This is a genomic window from Mesorhizobium sp. YM1C-6-2, assembly GCF_003666685.1.
Taxonomy (GTDB): Bacteria; Pseudomonadota; Alphaproteobacteria; order Rhizobiales; family Rhizobiaceae; genus Mesorhizobium_K.
Genome location: NZ_RCIZ01000006.1, coordinates 192767 through 211981, shown reverse-complemented (window position 1 = coordinate 211981; position 19215 = coordinate 192767). Strand labels below are relative to the sequence as shown.

17 protein-coding genes are annotated in these 19215 nt (G+C 65.2%); 11 read left to right on the top strand and 6 right to left on the bottom strand.

Annotation, left to right across the window (positions count from 1 at the left end; genetic code table 11):
• Positions 1-62: 62 nt before the first annotated feature.
• The gene (locus D8676_RS16960) at positions 63-1013 is read right to left on the bottom strand and encodes an AEC family transporter (RefSeq protein WP_121582267.1); all 951 of its coding nucleotides are present in this window, start codon (positions 1011-1013) and stop codon (positions 63-65) included.
• 171 nt (positions 1014-1184) lie between these two features.
• On the opposite strand from D8676_RS16960, the gene D8676_RS16955 reads away from it, so the two are divergent.
• From D8676_RS16955 to D8676_RS16930, 6 genes are all read left to right on the top strand, one after another.
• Positions 1185-1733 carry a histidine phosphatase family protein gene (locus D8676_RS16955; RefSeq protein ID WP_121582266.1) on the top strand — a complete coding sequence of 183 codons (549 nt, stop codon included), beginning with the start codon at positions 1185-1187 and terminating at the stop codon, positions 1731-1733.
• 161 nt (positions 1734-1894) lie between these two features.
• Complete coding sequence (locus D8676_RS16950) at positions 1895-2176, top strand: acyl carrier protein (RefSeq protein ID WP_121582265.1); 282 nt, start codon at positions 1895-1897, stop codon at positions 2174-2176.
• 30 nt (positions 2177-2206) lie between these two features.
• A complete protein-coding gene (locus D8676_RS16945) occupies positions 2207-3394 on the top strand; it encodes a beta-ketoacyl-ACP synthase (RefSeq protein ID WP_121582264.1) in 1188 nt (395 codons plus the stop codon).
• A 30-nt stretch (positions 3395-3424) separates the two neighbouring features.
• Positions 3425-4696 (top strand): beta-ketoacyl-ACP synthase, encoded by a 1272-nt coding sequence (locus D8676_RS16940; RefSeq protein ID WP_121582263.1) that lies wholly within the window; start codon positions 3425-3427, stop codon positions 4694-4696.
• 100 nt (positions 4697-4796) lie between these two features.
• Positions 4797-5825 carry a zinc-binding dehydrogenase gene (locus D8676_RS16935; protein ID WP_121582262.1) on the top strand — a complete coding sequence of 343 codons (1029 nt, stop codon included), beginning with the start codon at positions 4797-4799 and terminating at the stop codon, positions 5823-5825.
• Between the two features lie 13 nt (positions 5826-5838).
• Positions 5839-6843, top strand: coding sequence for a lipid A biosynthesis lauroyl acyltransferase (locus D8676_RS16930; protein ID WP_281034287.1), 1005 nt, complete (start codon positions 5839-5841; stop codon positions 6841-6843).
• A 39-nt stretch (positions 6844-6882) separates the two neighbouring features.
• Here D8676_RS16930 and D8676_RS16925 read toward each other — a convergent pair whose 3' ends face one another.
• Positions 6883-7329: a L,D-transpeptidase gene (locus D8676_RS16925; RefSeq protein ID WP_121582260.1), complete on the bottom strand. Its 447-nt coding sequence runs from the start codon at positions 7327-7329 to the stop codon at positions 6883-6885.
• A 182-nt stretch (positions 7330-7511) separates the two neighbouring features.
• Between D8676_RS16925 and D8676_RS16920 the strand changes: the two genes are divergently transcribed.
• The 5 genes from D8676_RS16920 to D8676_RS16900 all read left to right on the top strand — a co-directional run bounded on the left by D8676_RS16920 (position 7512) and on the right by D8676_RS16900 (position 14579).
• Positions 7512-8786 (top strand): acetylornithine deacetylase/succinyl-diaminopimelate desuccinylase family protein, encoded by a 1275-nt coding sequence (locus D8676_RS16920; protein ID WP_121582259.1) that lies wholly within the window; start codon positions 7512-7514, stop codon positions 8784-8786.
• Positions 8787-8931: 145 nt separating this feature from the next.
• A complete protein-coding gene (locus D8676_RS16915; protein WP_121582258.1) occupies positions 8932-10413 on the top strand; it encodes an ABC transporter substrate-binding protein in 1482 nt (493 codons plus the stop codon).
• A gap of 643 nt (positions 10414-11056) precedes the next feature.
• Positions 11057-12004 carry an ABC transporter permease gene (locus D8676_RS16910; protein ID WP_121582257.1) on the top strand — a complete coding sequence of 316 codons (948 nt, stop codon included), beginning with the start codon at positions 11057-11059 and terminating at the stop codon, positions 12002-12004.
• Positions 12001-12864, top strand: a complete 864-nt coding sequence (locus D8676_RS16905) for an ABC transporter permease (RefSeq protein ID WP_121582256.1) — start codon at positions 12001-12003, stop codon at positions 12862-12864. The genes D8676_RS16910 and D8676_RS16905 overlap by 4 nt, the downstream gene beginning before the upstream one ends.
• Positions 12861-14579, top strand: coding sequence for a dipeptide ABC transporter ATP-binding protein (locus D8676_RS16900; RefSeq protein WP_121582255.1), 1719 nt, complete (start codon positions 12861-12863; stop codon positions 14577-14579). Before D8676_RS16905 ends, D8676_RS16900 begins: the two co-directional genes overlap by 4 nt.
• A 136-nt stretch (positions 14580-14715) precedes the next feature.
• Here the strand turns inward: D8676_RS16900 and D8676_RS16895 are convergent, their stop codons facing one another.
• The 4 genes from D8676_RS16895 to serS form a co-directional block, all read right to left on the bottom strand.
• On the bottom strand, positions 14716-16197 hold the full coding sequence (locus tag D8676_RS16895; protein WP_121582254.1) for a LysM peptidoglycan-binding domain-containing M23 family metallopeptidase: 1482 nt from the start codon (positions 16195-16197) through the stop codon (positions 14716-14718).
• A gap of 118 nt (positions 16198-16315) precedes the next feature.
• Positions 16316-16969: a protein-L-isoaspartate(D-aspartate) O-methyltransferase gene (locus D8676_RS16890; protein ID WP_121582253.1), complete on the bottom strand. Its 654-nt coding sequence runs from the start codon at positions 16967-16969 to the stop codon at positions 16316-16318.
• A complete protein-coding gene (surE, locus tag D8676_RS16885) occupies positions 16966-17724 on the bottom strand; it encodes a 5'/3'-nucleotidase SurE (protein WP_121582252.1) in 759 nt (252 codons plus the stop codon). The genes D8676_RS16890 and surE overlap by 4 nt, the downstream gene beginning before the upstream one ends.
• Before the next feature lies 1 nt (position 17725).
• Positions 17726-19033, bottom strand: a complete 1308-nt coding sequence (serS, locus tag D8676_RS16880) for a serine--tRNA ligase (RefSeq protein WP_121582403.1) — start codon at positions 19031-19033, stop codon at positions 17726-17728.
• Positions 19034-19215 lie beyond the last annotated feature (182 nt).

The following is a 19215-nucleotide window of genomic DNA, read 5'->3' as shown; positions in this document are numbered from 1 at the left end:
AGCCGGCGGCAGGCGATCAATCTTTACTGGACGAAAGGTCTTGGTCCAGAGACAGCCCGGCGCTAGCCGAACACCACCTGCGCAACCGTCATCCAGAAGGCGATGGTCACCGCGGCGCAGGTCGTGGCGATGGACATCTGGCTGGACGCCAGCGCCTGCCCTGTCCCGAACTGCATGGCGAGCAGGTAGGAGTTGACGCCCGAAGGCAGAGCCGCCGCCATCACGGCGACCTTGGCGGTCATCGGCGGCAGGCCGAGCAGCAGGGCGACGCCCAGCGCCACCGCCGGCATCAGGAAAAGCTTCAGCAGCGACAGCACGGTCGCCGGCAGGACATTGCCCACAATGCTGAATTTCCTGAGACTGAGCCCCATTGCGAAGAGCGCCAGCGGTCCGGCGATGTCCGCCAGGGAATCGATCAGCCGTCCGACGAAGGAGGACAGTTCGAACCCGGTGAAACGCCAGACCACGCCGGCCAGGATGCCGATCATCAACGGGTTTGGCAGCACGCGCCTGGCAAACGCCCTCAGGATCTCGCCGGCGCTGATCGTCCCGGTCTTGCGGTGCCCGAACACGTCGAACAGGATGATCGACGTCATCGTCATGACCGGCAGGTGGATGGCGATGAGCAACGACAGGACCTCGAAGCCTTCCCGGCCAAGCGCGCCGAGCATGAACGGGATTCCGAGAAGTACGAGGTTGGAATAGGCGGAAGAGAACCCTCCGATGACGCCCATTTGCGGGTCGCGCCCGAAAATCCGGGTCATCGCCAGATGCCCGCCCAGCCAGGCTGCCGCGGCGGCGGAAAAATACGCGGTCCAGAGCGCCCACGGCGCCGAACCGTGAAAATCCGCGCCAACCATAGTTCGGAAAAGAAGCAGCGGCATAGCGACACCGACCGCGAACTCGGTCAGCGCATCGCCGACTGTGGTTTTCAGATAGCCGGTCAGCCCGGCGATATAGCCGAGCGCGACGAGTCCGAAGACGAAGAGGATGGTTTCGACGACCGGCGACACGGCCTGCGAATAGGCGACTGCGCAGTCCCGCGCAACCGCGGGCCCGGGAAATCGAGTGGCTGGCGGCGAAACGGGACGGATGGGCTCGCTGCGCGGCCAGGCAACGCGTGCTTGCCTTTATACCTGCTTTCGCGTCCCTATATCCGTCGCTTGCGTGAGGAAAATTGCCGGATGTTTCGTACCATTGCAGTCGCTTTGCTGTTTCTCTTTGCCGTCGAAGCAAGGGCGACCGAAGCCGGCTGGGCCCTGTTGCGCGATGGAGAGCACGTCGTGCTCCTGCGGCACGCAATGGCGCCAGGAGCCGCCGATCCGGCCAGTTTCGACGTCGAGAAATGCTCGACCCAGCGCAACCTTTCCGAACGCGGCAAGCAGCAGGCGCGCAAGATCGGCGCCTTGTTCGCCGCCCGCGCAGCACCCACCGAGCGCGTGCTGACAAGCCGCTATTGCCGGACCAGGGAAACGGCGCGCCTTGCCTTCGGCAGCGCCGAGGATTTCGCGCCGCTCGACCCTCCGGCGGCTGACGAGAATGCCCGCAAGGAGCAGCTCGATGCCGTCCTGCGCGAGGTTCGCGACTATTCCGGGTCGGGCAATCTCGTCCTCGTCACCCATCTCGAAACCATCGAGGCCCTGACTGGCCAGCCGGCTCGCGAGGGCGAGGCCGTGATCGTGGGCGCAGGCGACGACAAGCTGCGCGTGCTTGGCCGGATAATCTTCAACTGAATGCCCGTCTCCGTGAACGAACTTCCACTCCAGAAAAGTTATAACGCCCTGAACTGCCCGTCGCGGGCCTTTTCACGGCGTAAAAAAGCGACTAGACAGCCGATCGACGCTTCGCGCCCGGCACCCCCCGCCCGGGCCAATCGGTATTTGAAGGAAGAACCGTGACGACCACTTTCGAGAAAGTCGCCAAAATCATCGCGGACACGAGCGAGATCGATATCAACACGATCACCCCGGAAAGCCACACGATCGACGACCTCGGCATCGACAGCCTCGACTTCCTGGACATCGTCTTCGCGATCGACAAGGAATTCGGCATCAAGGTGCCGCTCGAGAAGTGGACGCAGGAAGTCAACGACGGCAAAGTGTCGACCGACGAATATTTCCTGATGAAGAACCTCTGCGCCAAGATCGACGGGCTCGTCGCCGCGAAGGCCGCTTGATGGCGCTGGCCGTTTAAGCGAAACGGCGCGATGAGCCCCAACGACGTCCTCATCACCGGTATCGGCCTGGTTTCCGCCCTCGGCGAGGGCGTCGACGCCCATTGGCAGAAGCTCACTGCCGACAGGCCGCAACCCGTCACCGACGCCGAGCGCTTTGCGCCCTACGTCGTCCATCCCCTGCCCGCCATCGACTGGGGTCTGCAGATCGCCAAGCGCGGCGACCAGCGGCAGATGGAGACCTGGCAGCGGCTTGGCACCTATGCGGCCGGGCTGGCGCTGGACGACGCCGCCATCAAGGACGAGGCGCTGTGCGCCACCATGGACATGGTTGTCGCTGCCGGCGGCGGCGAACGCGACGAAGCGGTCGACTCAGGCATTCTGGAGGCGTCGGCGGCGCGCAACGACCGCGGCGTGCTGCTCAACGAGAAGCTGACCACCGACCTGCGTCCCACCCTCTTCCTGGCGCAACTCTCCAACCTCCTCGCCGGCAACATTTCCATCGTCCACAAGGTGACTGGCTCCTCGCGCACCTTCATGGGAGAGGAAGGCGCCGGGGTCGCAGCCGTCGAAACGGCGGCCGCGCGCATCCGCTCAGGCCAGTCCTCGCACATGCTGGTCGGCGGCGCTTTCCAGACTGAACACCACGACATGCTGCTCGGCTACGAGTTGGCCGGCTATCTGCATCGCAGCCCGTGGGCGCCTGTGTGGCAGCGCCAGGGCGCCGAAGGCGGCGGGTTGATCAGCGGCTCGGGTGCCGCCTTCCTCGTCCTGGAATCGCGCGAGCACGCCGAGAAGCGCGGCCGCAAGGCATACGCCCAGCTCGGCACCGTCTTCTCGGACAGGATTCGGCGCCAGAAGGACGATCTCGCTTCCGGGATCGCCGCACTCGCAGCTAGGGCGGGCGTAGCGGACAAGCCGATGCTCGCCATATCCGGAGCGTCCGGCGCGCATGCCGCGACCGCCGCGGAAAAACAGGCGTTCGACGCGACGTCCGGTGTGTCCTTGCGCGGGTTCTCGAGCATCGTGGGGCATCTGAAGGAAGCCCAGTTCCCGTTCGCGGTGGCGCTTGCCGCACTCGCCGTGCACAATCGCGCCGCCTATCCGGTCTTTGACGCCGAGGTCGAAAAGCCTTTCGACGGCGAGACCGGCTCGGTGCTTGCAACGGCTGTCGGCTATCACCAGTTTGAGGGCATGGCGCGCGTCGTCGCCGCCGATTGAACCGTCCGGCCACTGGGATCGGGGTCAGGAATGACGATTATGAAAGATCACCTCGGAAGGCCGGTCGTTGCCGTGACCGGCATTGGCGTCATCACCTCGCTCGGCGTCGGCAAGAAGGACAATTGGGACGCGCTGACGTCGGGGCGGTCGGGCATCCATCCGATCACCCGCTTCCCGACGGATCATCTCAACACGCGGATTTGCGGCACCGTCGACTTCCTGGAAACGAGCAGCAAGGGTGCGAGCCCGCTGACCTACGACATGGCCGAGACCGCCGCCCGCGAGGCGATCGGCGAGTCCGGTCTTTCCTCTGATGATTTCGGCGGACCGCTTTTCCTGGCGTCGCCGCCGGTCGAACTCGACTGGGCCGATCGTTTCAGCCTCTACGCGGCCGGAAAGAACGGAAGCGCAGCCGACCGTGTCCTGGAGATCGCCCGCGACCTGAAGACGCTCGATATCTTCGAGACCGCGCAATTCGGCTCGATCGCCGACAGGCTCGCCGATACGCTCGGCACGCGCGGCCTGCCGATCACGCTTTCCACCGCCTGCGCCTCCGGCGCGACCGCCATCCAGCTCGGCGTGGAAGCGATCCGGCGCGGTGAATGCGACCGCGCCCTGTCGATCGGCGCGGACGGCTCGGTCACGGCCGAGGCGCTGATCCGCTTCTCGCTCCTGTCCGCTCTGTCGACCCAGAACGACGTTCCCGAAAAGGCCTCGAAGCCGTTTTCCCGCGACCGCGACGGTTTCGTCATTGCCGAGGGCGCCGCTGCGCTCGTGCTGGAATCGCTGGAAAGCGCCATTGCGCGCGGCGCAACGGTGCTCGGCATCCTGCGCGGATGCGGCGAGCGGGCCGACGATTTCCACCGCACGCGCTCCAAGCCCGATGGTTCGCCCGCGATCGCCGCCGTCCGCGCGGCGCTCTCGGACGCCGGCCTTTCCGAGAACGAGATCGGCTACGTCAACGCGCACGGCACCTCGACGCCCGAAAACGACAAGATGGAGCATCTGTCGCTGTCCACCGTCTTCGGCGAGCGCATACGGAAAATCCCGGTTTCATCCAACAAGTCGATGATTGGCCATACGCTGTCGGCGGCGGGCGCGGTGGAGGCCGCCTTCTCGCTGATGACCATGCGCGAGGGCGTTCTGCCGCCGACCATCAACTACGACAATCCCGACCCCGCGATCGAGCTCGACGTGGTGCCGAACGTCAAGCGCTCGGCCGACGTGTCGACGGTTCTCTCCAATTCCTTCGGCTTTGGCGGGCAGAACACCTGCCTTGTCTTGGCGCGGGAACCCGTCTAAGCGAGCCGCAAGGTTCGCCTGGAGCATGATCTCGAAAAGTCGGAACCGGCTTTCGGAAAAGATCATGCTCAAAGAAGAATAGAGGGGTTCCACCCGCAATATGCGTGCATTGCAGCTCATCGAGGATCGCAAGCTCGAAACCGTCGAGGTCGCGCCCCCGCCCGCGCCGGGCCTCGGCGAGGTGACGCTCCGCATCAAGGCCGTTGCGCTCAACCACATCGACGTCTGGGGATGGCGCGGCATGGCCTTCGCCAAGCGCAAGCTGCCGCTGACGATCGGCGCCGAGGCGTCGGGCGAGGTTGAGGCTGTCGGTCCGGGCGTGTCCAACCTCCTGCCGGGCCAGCTTGTCGCCATCTACGGCGCGCGCACCTGCGGGCTTTGCCGGCATTGCCGCGAAGGCCGCGACAATCTCTGCGAGCATGTCTCGGGCGTCCACGGCTTCCATCTCGACGGCTTCGCCCAGGAAAAGATCAATCTCCCCGCGCGGCTCCTGGTCCCCGCCCCGCCCGGCGTCGATGCGATCGGCGCTGCGGTCACGCCCGTCACCTACGGCACCGTCGAGCACATGCTGTTCGACAATGCCAGGCTCGAGCCCGGCGAGACGATTCTCGTCCATGCCGGCGGTTCGGGCATCGGCACGGCGGCGATCCAGCTCGCCAAGAAGATGGGCTGCACCGTCATCACCACCGTCGGCTCCGCCGACAAGATGGCGAAGGCCGAGGCGCTCGGCGCGGACCACGTCATCAACTACCGCGAGGACCGCTTCGAAGGCGTCGTGCGCAAGCTGACGAAGAAGAAGGGCGTCGACGTCGTGTTCGAGCATGTCGGCGCCGATACCTGGGCCGGCTCAATGCTGTCGTTGAAGCGCGGCGGCCGGCTGGTCACCTGCGGCTCGACGTCTGGCGTCTCGACGCAAATGAACCTGATGCAGCTCTTCCAGCAGCAGTTGAAGATCTTCGGTTCCTTCGGCTGCCGCATGGAAAACATGGCGAACGCCATGCAGAAGATGGCCGCCGGCCTTGTCTCGCCGGTGATCGATACCGAAGTGGATTTCGCCGGCATCGGCGAGGCGCTGAAGCGCATGGAAAGCCGCGACGTGTTCGGCAAGATCGTCCTGCGCGTCGGCTGAGGAAGGTCATTCGTTGAAGCGAAGGACCTCCGCCCTCTTAAGCAAGCGCGCGATGCGGCTCGCCCGTGCGGCCAACCACTGGCTGATCGCCCGTTTTGCCGTGAGCGCCATGTGGCTGCTCCGCAAGCTGCCACCGGACACCGCCCTCAACGTCGCTGCGGCGGCGGCAAGAAGGATCGGCCCCTGGTTCGGCCGGCACCGCACCGCCCTCGACAATCTCCGCAGGGCCTTCCCTGATAAATCGGAACAGGAGATCGAGGCGCTGGCGCTGGAGATGTGGGACAACATGGCCCGCCTGGCGGCCGAATACATATTTCTCGACCAGCTCTTCGACTTCGATCCGGCCGACCGGTCGGCCGGTCGCATCGAGGTCGTCGGCGAGGAGCTTTTCGTCCGGCTAGCCGGCGAACAGAAGCCGCATATCCTCTTCACCGCTCATCTCGGCAATTTCGAGCTGCTGCCGATCGCGGCGGCCGTGCACGGCCTGAAGGTGACGGCGCTCTTCCGCCCGCCGAACAATCCCTACATCGCCGACTATGTGCTCTCGACGCGCCGTTCGACGATGGGCGGGCTGATGCAAACGCACGCCGGCGCCGCCTTCGCGCTCGCCGGCATCCTGGAAGAGGGCGGCAATGTCGGCGCCCTCGTCGACCAGAAGTTCGCCGGCGGCGTCTCCACGACCTTTTTCGGGCGGCCGTGCGAAACCAATCCGGTGGTGCCGATGCTGGCGCGCCGCTTCGATTGCGACGTCTTTCCGGCTCGCTGCACGCGCCTGCCGGGCAACCGCTATCGGCTGGAGATCCAGGAGGCGGTTGAGCTCGTGCGCGATGCCAACGGCGACGTGGATATCGAAGCCTCCGCCCAGCTTTTCAACGACGTGGTCGAAGGCTGGGTGCGCGAACACCCCGGTCAGTGGATGTGGTTCCACAAGCGCTGGTCGCTGAGCAACCGGAGGCGCGCCAACCGCTGGAAAGCGAAGTCGGGCTCCGAACGGACCAAGGCCGGCAGCGCAGGCTGAACGGCCCTGCCCCACCTAGAATGTCGGATACGGGTCCGCTCAGTTGACGACGGTGATCCGCGTGTTGGCGCGGCCGGCCTGCTGGACCAGAGAATAGAATTGCGCCGCGTTTGCCGTCTGCAGCCTGATGCAGCCATGCGAGGCCGGACGTCCCAGGCTCTTCACATAGTTGGTGCCGTGGATCGCGTAGCCGCCGAGGTAGAACACCGAATAGGGCATCGGCGACATGTGGTATTTGCGCGAATACCACATGCGGTGCAGCCGCTTCGGGCTCCACGTGCCGCGCGGCGTCCAGTAGCCCGGGCGGGCGGTGGACACTTTCCATTTGTGGATCACGCGGCCGTTCCTGGAGACCGTCATCGTCTGGCTGGAAATGTCGACGCGCGCGACGAGGCTGGCGCTCCAGCCCTGCGTCGTCGCGCCGAACAGCATCGCCGCCAGCGCCACTGCCGTGAGAATCGCGTTTTTCCGAGTCGCGTGTTTCATCTGACCCCTCCTGCCCGGTTATGAACGTATTTGACCGTCTGAACGGGATAACGATTGCTCTACACCCGAACCCTGAGGTTTTCGCCAATCCGGTCGGTCAAATTCGAATAATTTCGCCTGACAGTTGCATTGCCGCAACGTTAGCCTTGCCAAGCCATCGGCAAGCCTGCTCAATTCGGCGCATGGACGAGCGCCTTTCCAGGACAATCGAGGAGCGGACCGACGAGTTGGCCGCGCTTGCGACCGATCTGATCCGCTTTCCGACCGTCAACCCGCCTGGCGACGCCTACCGCCCCTGCGCCGAATTCATTGCCGACCGGCTGCGGAAGCGCAGCTTCGGCGTCGAGTTCATCCGCGCCGAAGGCACGCCGGGCGACAGCGACCGCTATCCGCGCATCAATGTCGTCGCCCGCTTCGACGGCAGGACGCGCGGCTCGACCGTGCATTTCAATTCGCACATAGACGTGGTCGAAGCCGGCGAAGGCTGGACCGTCGATCCCTTCGCCGGAACCGTCAAGGACGGCAGGGTCTATGGCCGCGGCGCCTGCGACATGAAGGGCGGGCTTGCCGCCTCGATCATCGCGGCCGAGGCTTTCATGGACGTCAATCCGGATTTTCCGGGCGCGATCGAGATCTCCGGCACGGTCGACGAGGAATCCGGCGGTTTCGGCGGCGTCGCCTACCTCGCCCGGAAGGGCTATTTCTCAAAACCGAAGGTCGACCACGTCATCATTCCGGAGCCGCTCAACAAGGACCGCATCTGTCTCGGCCACCGCGGCGTCTGGTGGGCCGAGATCGAGACCAAGGGCGAGATGGCGCATGGCTCGATGCCGTTCCTCGGCGACTGCGCGGTCCGCCACATGGGCGCGGTCATCCGCGCCTTCGAGGAGGAGCTTTTCCCGGCGCTCGACCAGAAGCGCACGCGCATGCCGGTCGTGCCGGAAGGGGCCCGCCGCTCGACTATGAACATCAACGCCATCCATGGCGGGCAGACCGATGACTATTCGGGCCTGCCCTCGCCCAACGTGCCCGACTCCTGCCGGATGGTGATCGACCGCCGTTTCCTCCTGGAGGAAACCCTCGCCGAGGTGAAGGACGAGATCGTCACCGTGCTCGACCGGCTGAAGGAAAGCCGCAAGAAATTCGACTACACCATCCGCGACGTCATGGAGGTGCTGCCGCTGATGACGGAGCGCGACGCCCCCGTCGCCGCGGCAGTGGCCGAAGGCATTCGCGAGGTCTTCGGCCGCGAGCCGGAATATGTCATCTCGCCCGGCACATACGACCAGAAGCACGTCACCCGCATCGGCCATCTGCACGACTGCATCGCCTACGGCCCGGGCATACTCGACCTCGCCCACCGCCCGGACGAGTGGGTCGGCATCACCGACATGGTGGAGTCGGCCAAGGTCATGGCGGTCGGCCTTGACAGGCTGTTGCGCGGCAGAGGCCGATAGGCAGTGAGATTGCGATGCACAATCGGCCTAACCACCTGAAAAAGAAAAACATTCTGGATTGCTCCTCGCACGTGCGAAATAGCCGTTTACTGGCCTTGCAAATCGCGCTTCTATCCGCGCCACCTTACGTAACGGGAGAGCCGCCATGAACCCCTGGAAATCAGCCGCAGCAGCAGCCGTCCTGGCGCTCGCCTCGAGCACGGCGGCGATGGCCGCGCGGGCCGATCTCGTGCTCGGCATGCCGCTGGAGCCGCCGCATCTCGATCCGACGGCGGGCGCGGCGGCGGCGATCGACGAAGTGCTCTACGCCAACGTGTTCGAAGGGCTGACCCGTATCGGCTCGCGCGGCGAGGTCCTGCCTGCCCTCGCCGAGAGCTGGACGGTATCCGACGACGGCAAGGTCTATACGTTCAAGCTGCGGACATCGGTCAAATTCCACGACGGCACCGATTTCAACGCCGACGATGTGAAATTCTCGCTCGATCGCGCCCGCGCCGACGATTCCACCAATGCGCAAAAGGCTCTTTTCGCTGCGATCGATACGGTCGAGGCCGTCGACCCGGCCACCGTCAAGGTGACACTCAAGACCCCGCAGGGCGCCTTCCTCTACAATATGGGCTGGGGAGACGCCGTGATCGTGGCCCCGGAATCGGCCGGGACCAATAAGGAGAAGCCGGTCGGCACCGGTCCCTTCAGGTTCGACAACTGGGCCAAGGGCTCGTCGATCACCATCGTCAGGGCCGACAGCTACTGGGGCGAACCGGTCGCGCTCGACAAGGCGGAGTTCCGTATCATTCCTGACGCCGCGGCGGCGGTGCCTGCGCTGCTCTCGGGCGACGTGCAGGCGCTTCCCAACTTCCAGCTCGGCGATGCGCTTCCGCAGGTCGAATCCGACCCGCGCTTCAAGGTCGTCATCGGCTCGACCGAAGGCGAGACGATCCTCGCCATCAACAACAAGAAGCCGCCCTTCGACAATCTCAAGGTCCGCCAGGCCATCGCCCATGTCATCGACCGCAAGGCGATCATCGACGGCGCCTCCGGCGGCCTCGGCACGCCGATCGGCTCGCATTTCTCGCCGGCGAACGATGCCTATGTCGATCTCACCGGCACCTATCCCTACGATCCGGCAAAGGCCAAGGAGTTGCTCAAGGAAGCCGGGCTCGAAAACGGCTTCAAGACGACGCTGAAGCTGCCGCCGGTCGGCTATGCCCGCGACGGCGGCCAGATCATCGCGTCGGAACTGCGCAACATCGGCATCGAGGCGGAGATCATCCCGGTCGAATGGGCGGACTGGCTGAAGCAGGTCTTCACCGAGAAGGACTACGACCTCTCGATCGTGTCTCACACCGAGCCGAACGACATCGATATCTATTCGCGCAAGGATTATTACTTCAATTACGACAATCCGGCCTTCGACAAGGTGATCGAGGAGTTGAACCTCACCTCGGACGAGGCCAGGCGCAAGGAGCTCTACGGCCAGGCGCAGAAGATCCTCGCCGATGACGCTGTGGTGGGCTTCCTGTTCGAACTGCCCAAGATCGGCATCTGGGACGCCAAGGTCGAGGGGCTCTGGGAAAATTCGCCGATCCAGGCGAACGACCTGACCAAGGTGAAATGGGTGGACTGACGCAAGAGGAGCGGGATTTGATGAGCGCTCCGAAAGCGGGTCTTTTCGGAGCGTGGATTGAATTCCGCACCGGGCAGAGTTTTATCGCCCTGAAATCAATCGCTTACACGATTTCTTCGCCTTCCCGCCCGGCCAGTTTATTCACAACCCTTTCGCCTCCCGCATACTCCCCGTCAGCAGCTTGCTTGTGGGAACGGGTGGCCACGACCTCCATCCAGGCAAGTGTGGCGCTGGATCGCGTCCCGTGTTGGTCACATGGGCGGCTCCGGTCCCGATGCTGGCCTGCGCGCCCGCTCCTCCAGCCTATCGGAAGGGGATGGACCGGGCACGGCAGCGGGAGAAAACGCCGGCGGCGCATGGCTGCGCGTCAACTAGATTACTTAGAAGACGTCGCAGCCATGCGCCGCCTCCCGCAATGGCCAGACGTTTCGGCGGGCGTGGCGACGACCACGCACGCCGCAAGCCCAAGCGGGCGTCGCGACCTGTGTCGCGCCCCCGCGGAGGGCCAGCCGCCGGAACCCGGCGGCGGTGCGGCCCGCGAGCGAAAAGAAATCGGTGTGGCGGCGATGAAGCATGCCCAAAACACCCTTTCCCGATACCGCCTCCGTTTCATCCCCTCTCCCGGATGTCGAGGCGACACTCCATGATCTCCTTCCTTCTGCGTCGCCTGGGTTCCGGCCTGCTGACCCTGGCGGTGGCCTCGGTGGTGGTCTTTGCCGTTCTCGAAATCCTGCCGGGTGACCCGGCGCGGCTGATGCTAGGTCTCAATGCCACCGAGGACGCGGTGCAGGCTTTGCGGGTCGAGATGGGCCTCGACCAGGGATTTCTCGTCCGCTATTTCCATTGGATCGGCGGGCTGCTCAGCCTCGATTTCGGCCGCTCCTACACCTATTCGGTTCCCGTCCTCGACCTGATCACGGAGCGCGCCGCGGTCTCGCTGCCGCTCGCCTTGATTTCGCTGGCGCTGTCGACTGCGATCGCCATTCCGGTCGGCGTCTTCGCCGCGGCGCGCCGGGGCCGCACGGCCGACACCTTCGCCATGGCGGCCTCGCAATTCGGCGTCGCCGTCCCGAACTTCTGGTTCGCTCTGCTCCTCGTCTATGTTTTCGCCGTCTGGCTGAGGCTGGTTCCCGCGGGCGGATTTCCCGGATGGCACGCTGGCCTCTGGCCGGCGCTGAAGGCCCTGATCCTTCCCGCGGTGGCGCTCGCCCTGCCCCAGGCCGCGATCCTGGCACGCGTCACCCGCTCCGCGCTGGTCGAGGTGCTCGGTGAAGACTTCATCCGAACCGCCCGCGCGAAGGGCCTCCCGCAAAAGACCGTGCTCTGGCGCCACGCATTGCGCAACGCCATGCTGCCGGTGCTCACCATCCTCGGGCTGCAATTCGCCTTCCTGCTCGCCGGCACGATCATCATAGAGAACGTCTTCTACCTGCCGGGGCTTGGTCGCCTCATCTTCCAGGCAATCAACCAGCGCGACCTGATCGTGGTGGAAAGCGTCGTCATGCTGCTGGTCGCGACCATCATCGTGATCAACCTGCTGGTCGATCTCTCCTACGCGATAGTCGACCCCCGGCTCCGGGTGCGCGCATGAACGACCGCCCCGCCCCGCCGCCTGAAAAAGGCTTTTTTGCAAAGGCCTTCGCCAACCGTTCCTTCGTCGCCGGCTTCATCATCACCGCGCTGGTGGCGGCAATGGCGCTGCTGTCCTTCTTCTGGACGCCCTACGACGTGACGAAGCTGATCATCGCCGACCGCATGCAGCCGCCTTCGGCGACGCACATCTTCGGCACCGACCAGTTTGGCCGCGACATGCTGTCGATGATCATGGTGGGCGCTCGCAACTCGATCGCGGTGGCGCTCGTCGCGGTCGGCATCGGCATGGGCATCGGCGTCCCGCTCGGCTGCTGGGCAGCGGCGCGCGGTGGCTTTGTCGACGACGCGCTGATGCGCTTCAACGACATCGTCTTCGCCTTTCCCGCCCTGCTCTCGGCAATCATGATCACCGCGATCTTCGGCCCCGGCGCGGTCAACGCGATCATCGCCATCGGCATCTTCAACATCCCGGTCTTCGCACGCGTGGCACGCGCCGGAGCGCTGGCGATCTGGCCGCGCGAGTACATTCTGGCGGCGCGTGCCGCCGGCAAGGGTGGAGCGCTGATCACGGTCGAGCACATACTGCCCAACATCGCCAACCTGTTACTTGTCCAAGGCACGATCCAATTTGCGCTAGGCATCCTCGCCGAGGCGGGGTTGTCCTATGTCGGTCTCGGCGCGCAGCCGCCGATGCCAAGCTGGGGGCGCATGCTGTTCGACGCGCAGACGCGCATGGTCGTCGCGCCCTACCTCGCCATCGTGCCGGGAATGGCGATCGTCATCACCGTGCTCGGCCTCAACCTGATCGGCGACGGCATCAGCGATACGCTCGACCCCAAACTCAGGCGCCGGCGATGAGCCTGCTCGAGATCGAAAACCTGTCGCTCGACATAGGCGGCACGCCGATCCTCAAAGACGTCGACCTGTCGCTTGGGGCAGGCGAAGTCATGGGTCTGGTCGGCGAGTCCGGCTCCGGCAAGTCGATCACCGCGCTTTCGGTCATGCGGCTGCTTCCCGAAGATGCGCGCGTCTCGGGCCGCATCAGCTTCGGCGGCATCGACATTTTGGCCGCATCCGAGGACCGGATGAACGCGCTGCGCGGCGACGACATCGGCATGGTCTTCCAGGAACCGATGACCGCGCTCAATCCACTGAAGACGATCGGCGAGCAGGTCGCGGAGGGCATTCGCTGGCACACCCGCGCCAACAGGGCCGATGCTGATGCACAGGCGCGGAGGATGCTCGACCGGGTCGGGCTTCCAGCCCAAAAATTCCCCCTCACCCGCTATCCGCACGAACTGTCGGGCGGCCAGCGCCAGCGCGTGGTCATCGCGATCGCTTGTGCGCTGAAGCCCAAGCTCCTGATCGCGGACGAGCCGACCACGGCGGTCGACGTCGTCCTGCAGGCGCAGATTCTCGAGCTTCTGCGCGATCTCGTCAACGAGAACCGCATGGGGCTGCTGCTCATCTCGCACGACCTCGCCGTCGTGACCGAGATGGCCGACCGCATCACCATCCTGCGGGGTGGCGAAGTGATGGAGGCGGGCGAGACCGCGACGACGCTGTCGGCCCAGTTGCATCCCTATACACGGCAGCTGGCGCAGGCATCCATGCATGTGCCGGAACGCCGCAAGCGCCATCCATTCTCCCCTCTTGAGGGGAGAATGTCGCCGAAGGAGACAGAAGGGGGCGTCTCAGGAGGCACCGCCTCCACCCTCCCCGCAGCCATCTCGCCATCGGAGGCCCACAGACCGCCCCTCCTCACCGTCCAGAACATCGCCAAGGATTACCCCGGCAGGCGGACGTCACTGCTCCGGAAGCCGGCGCCGGTCCGCGCCGTCGACAACGTCTCCTTCTCGCTGGGCGAAGGCCATTCCGTGGCGCTGGTCGGACGCTCGGGCTGCGGCAAGTCCACCCTCGCCCGCATGATCCTGGCACTCGAGGAACCGACCTCCGGCACGATCGCATTTCGCGGCGAGACGATCACTGGCCGCGACCAGACCTCGCTGCGATCCGCACGGCGGGACATGCAGGTCGTGTTCCAGGACCCTTACGGCTCCTTCAATCCGCGCAGGACGGTGGAGTGGCTGGTGGCCGAACCCCTGCATCTGCTGGACGGCAAGCCAGGCAGGGCGGAGCGTCGCGAGCTCGTTTCGCAGGCGTTGCACGAGGTCGGGCTTAAGCCGTCGGACATGCAGAAATACCCGCACGAGTTCTCCGGCGGGCAGAGGCAGCGCATCTCCATTGCCCGCGCCATCATAACGCGCCCGAAGCTGGTCGTGGCCGACGAGCCCGTCTCGGCCCTCGACGTCTCGATCCGCGCGCAGGTCCTCGACCTCTTCGCGGGGCTGAACGACCGTCTGGGAGTCGCCTATCTCTTCATTACCCACGACCTGACCGTGGCGAAGGCGATCACCGACGAGGTCATGGTCATGGATGAGGGAAGGATCGTCGAGACCGGGCGAACGGCCGAAGTGCTGACACATCCGCGATCGGAGGCCGCGCGGGCGCTCGTCGAGGCGGCGCCGGATCTTCATCGGGCGATCGCGAAAAGGATGCAGGAACAGGGCTAAGTGATTCGAAAGATTCGAAAATCGTGCGCCGAGCACGAAACCGGGCATGCCCGTGAACTGAAAGTGCCCGCCCTATCGGGCGGGCAGAGCGGGCGGACCAGACTGGAGGTCAGGCGGTCCGCATGCTTTTCTGGTTTTATTCCAGGTAGCTCGACGGATCGACCGGCGACGAATTCTTGCGGACCTCGAAGTGCAGCTTCGGCGAGTCGGTCTGGCCGCTCATGCCGGAGACCGCGATCTCCTGCCCGCGCTTCACCTTTTCGCCGCGCTGGACCTTGAGTGCGCTGGCATGGCCGTAGACCGTGACCAGCCCGTCCTCGTGGCGCACCAGCACGGTGTTGCCGAATTCCTTGAGCCCATCGCCGGCATAGATGACGACGCCGTTCTCGGCGGCCTTGACCGGCGTGCCTTCCGGCACCGAGATGTCGATGCCGTCGTTCGACTTGCCGCTGCCCTTGCCGTATTGCGAGATCACGCGGCCACGCACCGGCCAGCGCATGCGGCCGATGCCGGTGGCGTCCGGCGCCGTCTCGTCGGCCTGCTGGATGACCTTCTCCGTCTTCTTGGGCGGCGTATAGGCTGCAACCTTCTCGCCCTGAGCGGCAGGCTTCGCGGCGGGCGCTGCTTCGACCGGCTTGGTCGCGTTCGTCACCACTGCATCGGTCGCCGCCGGGGCAGCCGAAGCGACCTTGGTCGAGCCGCCCGCACCCGGGATCTTCAGCGTCTGCCCAACGCGGATCAGCCCGTCGGAGAGGCCGTTGGCCTCCTTGATGGCGGTGACGCTGGCGCCGGTGTTCCTGGCGATGCGGGAAAGCGTGTCGCCCTCCTGCACCTTGTAGGTGCCGGCGGCCGTCGGCTTGGCATTGGTGTTGTCGGCCGCCGCCGTGGTGGTCGTGCCGGATTTGCTCTTCGGAGTATTCGGCAGAACAGCCAGATTCTGCTGATCCTGACCCTGATCAGGCTGATGCTCGCCGCGCGAGGATTTCGCCTTCGCCGTGTTCGGATTGTTGTCGGGAGCGGAGACGCCGGCCTTGTCCGAATAGACGTAGGTCGGAATGACGATCTTCGAGCCGGTCTTGAGCCCGTCGGATTCGGTCAGCCCGTTCGACTTCATGATGACGTCGGCGGGGACGCCGAAGCGGCGCGACAGGTTGTAGACCGTCTCGCCCGACTTCACCGTGACCTGGGTGCCGCCGGCACGCGACCAGCCCTTGATGTCGCCCTGCTCGGCGAAGGGCGGCTGCGGATTGACCGTGCCGGTCGTGGTGGTGTCCACCGGCGCCATGGGCGGAGCGGATGCTGTCTGGACCGGCTGAGCGGCGGGAGCGGTCGAGACCGGGTCCAGCGAACCGCGGGTGACCGAACCGGTATAGGTGCCGCCGGCCGGGGCGGACGCGACCTGCTGCGTGTCGCCCGGATAGGGCTGGACGCCGCCGCCGGTCTGCGCGCTTGGCCGGATGATCTCGCGCTGGTTTGGAGTGGATGCGGTCATGAAGTCGTCGACGCCACCGAAGCGCGCGACTTGGGAACTGCATCCGGCGGAAACGCCCGCCAAGAGGAGGACGGCTGCCCCTTGCGACAGCTTCATACCGTTACGCTTCAAAACACTGACCAGCATGGTAACGACCCGCGCATACCCGAGACTCAACTGTCCGAATTAAAGCGCGTTAATCTTACCGGTCGGTTAAACTCCTCCAATTTGAAGCGGATTTAATTCAGACTTTTGAAAAACCGCCTCAGATGACGGCGGCGACGCTCTTCATGATTGGCTGTAGACGGACCGTGCCGATGTCCTCGCGCTCGAAGCGGCTGCCGATCTTGGTAAGCTTGGTGAGCGTCTGCAGCCCCTCTTCCGGGCCGATCGGCGCGATCATGACGCCGTTGGACGCGAGCTGCTCGGCGAAGTTGCGCGGCAGGCTCTCGAAGGCTGCCCAGACCACGATGCGGTCGAAGGGCCCTTCAGCGGCAAGTCCCTGCGACCCGTCGGCGTGGCGCGCCGAGACGTTGGTGAGCCCCAGCGCCTCGAAACGCTGGCGCGCCTGCTCGGTCAGCGTCTTGTAGCGCTCGATGGTGACGACGCGGGCGGCAAGCCGCGCCATGACGGCGGCGGTGAAGCCCGAGCCGGTGCCGACCTCCAGAACGCGGTGGCCCGGCTCGATGGCGAGCGAGGCGATGATCTCGGCTTGCAGGTCCGGCCCTTCGATCGCCTCGCCGCATTCGATCGGGATCATGCCTTCCGTCCAGGCGACGCTCCGCCAGCGGTCCGGCAGGAAGGCGTGACGCGGCGCGGCCTCGAACGCGGAGATCAGCTCCTTGGCAACGATACCCTTGCCGCGCAGCCGCAGCAGGAAGGATGCGAATGCCTCGCGTTCGTCGACCGCGTCGTTCATGCGAGCGCCTTCGTGATCTGGTCGCGCAGCTCATTCGCCGTCAGGTCGAACTTCAGCGGCGTCACCGAGACGAAGTTGCTCTTCACCGCATGGATGTCGGTGCCCTCGCGAAGATCGCTCATGTCGCGGCCAAAGCGCAGCCAGTAATAAGGGAAGCCGCGTCCGTCGGCCCGCTCCTCGATGTCGATGTTGTAGGCGACCTTGCCCTGGTTGGTGACGCGCACGCCCTCGACCTCATCCGGCCGGCAGCTCGGGAAGTTGAGGTTAAGGAAGGTTCCGGTCGGCAGGTCGACGGCGAGCAGCTTCTTGAGCAGCGCGGGCGCCAGCGCCTCCGTGGTCTCGTAGGGCACGAAACGCTGCCCGTCCTCGACATTGTAGGCCTGGCTGAGCGCCACCGACTGGATGCCGAGCAGCGCGCCTTCCATGGCGCCGGCGACGGTGCCCGAATAGGTGATGTCGTCAGCGATGTTGGAGCCGGAATTGATACCTGAAAGCACGAGGTCCGGCAGGCCGGGCAGCAGGCGGCGCACGCCCATGATGACACAATCGGTCGGCGTGCCCCGTACCGCGAAATGCTTTTCGCCGAGCTTGCGCAGCCTCAGCGGCTCGGAAAGCGACAGCGAATGCGCATAGCCGGACTGGTCGGTCTCCGGCGCGACAACCCATACGTCGTCCGAGATGGTGCGCGCGACGCGCTCGAGAGCGGCAAGGCCTTCGGCATGGATGCCGTCGTCATTGGTGAGAAGGATGCGCATGCTAAGCCCTTGCCTCGATCTTGGTCAGCCCGCCCATGTAGGGCCGGAGCACTTCAGGAATGGTTACGCTGCCGTCGGCCTCCTGGTAGTTCTCCATTACGGCGATCAGCGCGCGGCCGACGGCGGTGCCCGAGCCGTTCAGCGTATGCACGAAGGCGGTACCCTTGCCCTCCTTCGGACGGTAGCGAGCATCCATACGCCGTGCCTGGAAATCGCCGCAGACCGAGCAGGACGAAATCTCGCGATAGGCGTTCTGGCCGGGAAGCCAGACCTCTATGTCATAGGTCTTCTGGGCGCCAAAACCCATGTCGCCGGTGCAGAGCGCGACCGTGCGGAACGGCAGGCCAAGCTTCTTCAGCACGGTCTCGGCACATTCAGTCATGCGCTCGTGCTCGTCGCGCGAACTGTCCTGATCGGTGATCGAGACGAGCTCGACCTTGTAGAACTGGTGCTGGCGCAGCATGCCGCGTGTGTCGCGCCCGGCCGAGCCCGCCTCAGAACGGAAGCACGGGGTGAGCGCCGTAAAGCGCAGCGGCAGTTTTTCGTAGGCGGTGATTTCTTCGCGCACCAGGTTGGTCAGCGGCACTTCGGCCGTGGGGATGAGGCCAAGCCGGCTTTCGCCATGCGGCGTGAAGAACAGATCCTCCTCGAACTTCGGCAGGTTGCCAGTGCCGAAGAGAGCTTCATCACGCACCAGCAGAGGAGGCTGCACTTCCGTGTAACCGTGTTCGGTGGTGTGCAGGTCGAGCATGAACTGGCCGACCGCGCGTTCGAGCCGCGCGAGCTGGCCCTTGAGCACGGTGAAGCGGCTGCCCGAAAGCTTCGCGGCACGCTCGAAATCCATCATGCCGAGCGTCTCGCCGATCTCGAAATGCTCGCGTGTCCAGTTGGATTTCGGCCTGGGATCGCCGACCTTGCGAACCTCGACATTGTCGTGCTCGTCGGTGCCGACCGGCACGTCGGCTAGCGGTACGTTGGGGAGGACGGCCAGCGCATCCTCCAACTCCTGGTCAAGCCGGCGCTCCTCGGCCTCGGCCCCGGCGAGGAACGCCTTGATCTCGGTGACCTCGCCCTTCAGCTCCTCGGCCTTCGCCATGTCGCCGGCGCGCATCGCATTGCCTATCTCCTTCGAGGCGGCGTTGCGGCGCTCCTGGCGCTCCTGCAGCCGGCCGAGATGGGCACGGCGCGCCTCGTCCCTGGCGATCAGCTCGTCGACGGTCGATTGCGCCCTCTCGGCGGACCACTGCCGCTTCACCAGCGCCTCGGCGAGGGCCTGCGGGTTTTCGCGAATCCATTTGATGTCGAGCATGTCCAAACCGTCCTTGAAGGCGCTCAGGGCCTAAACCGAGTGGGGAAAGGATGCAAGGTGGAGCACCTGCGCCCGAATCTCCTTTCGCTCACGGGCCGTACCGCCGCCTGTCGGCGGTTGGCCCGCGGGGGCGCGCCATAAGGCGCGACGCACAGTCGTGCTTGCGGTCTTTGGCCGAACGC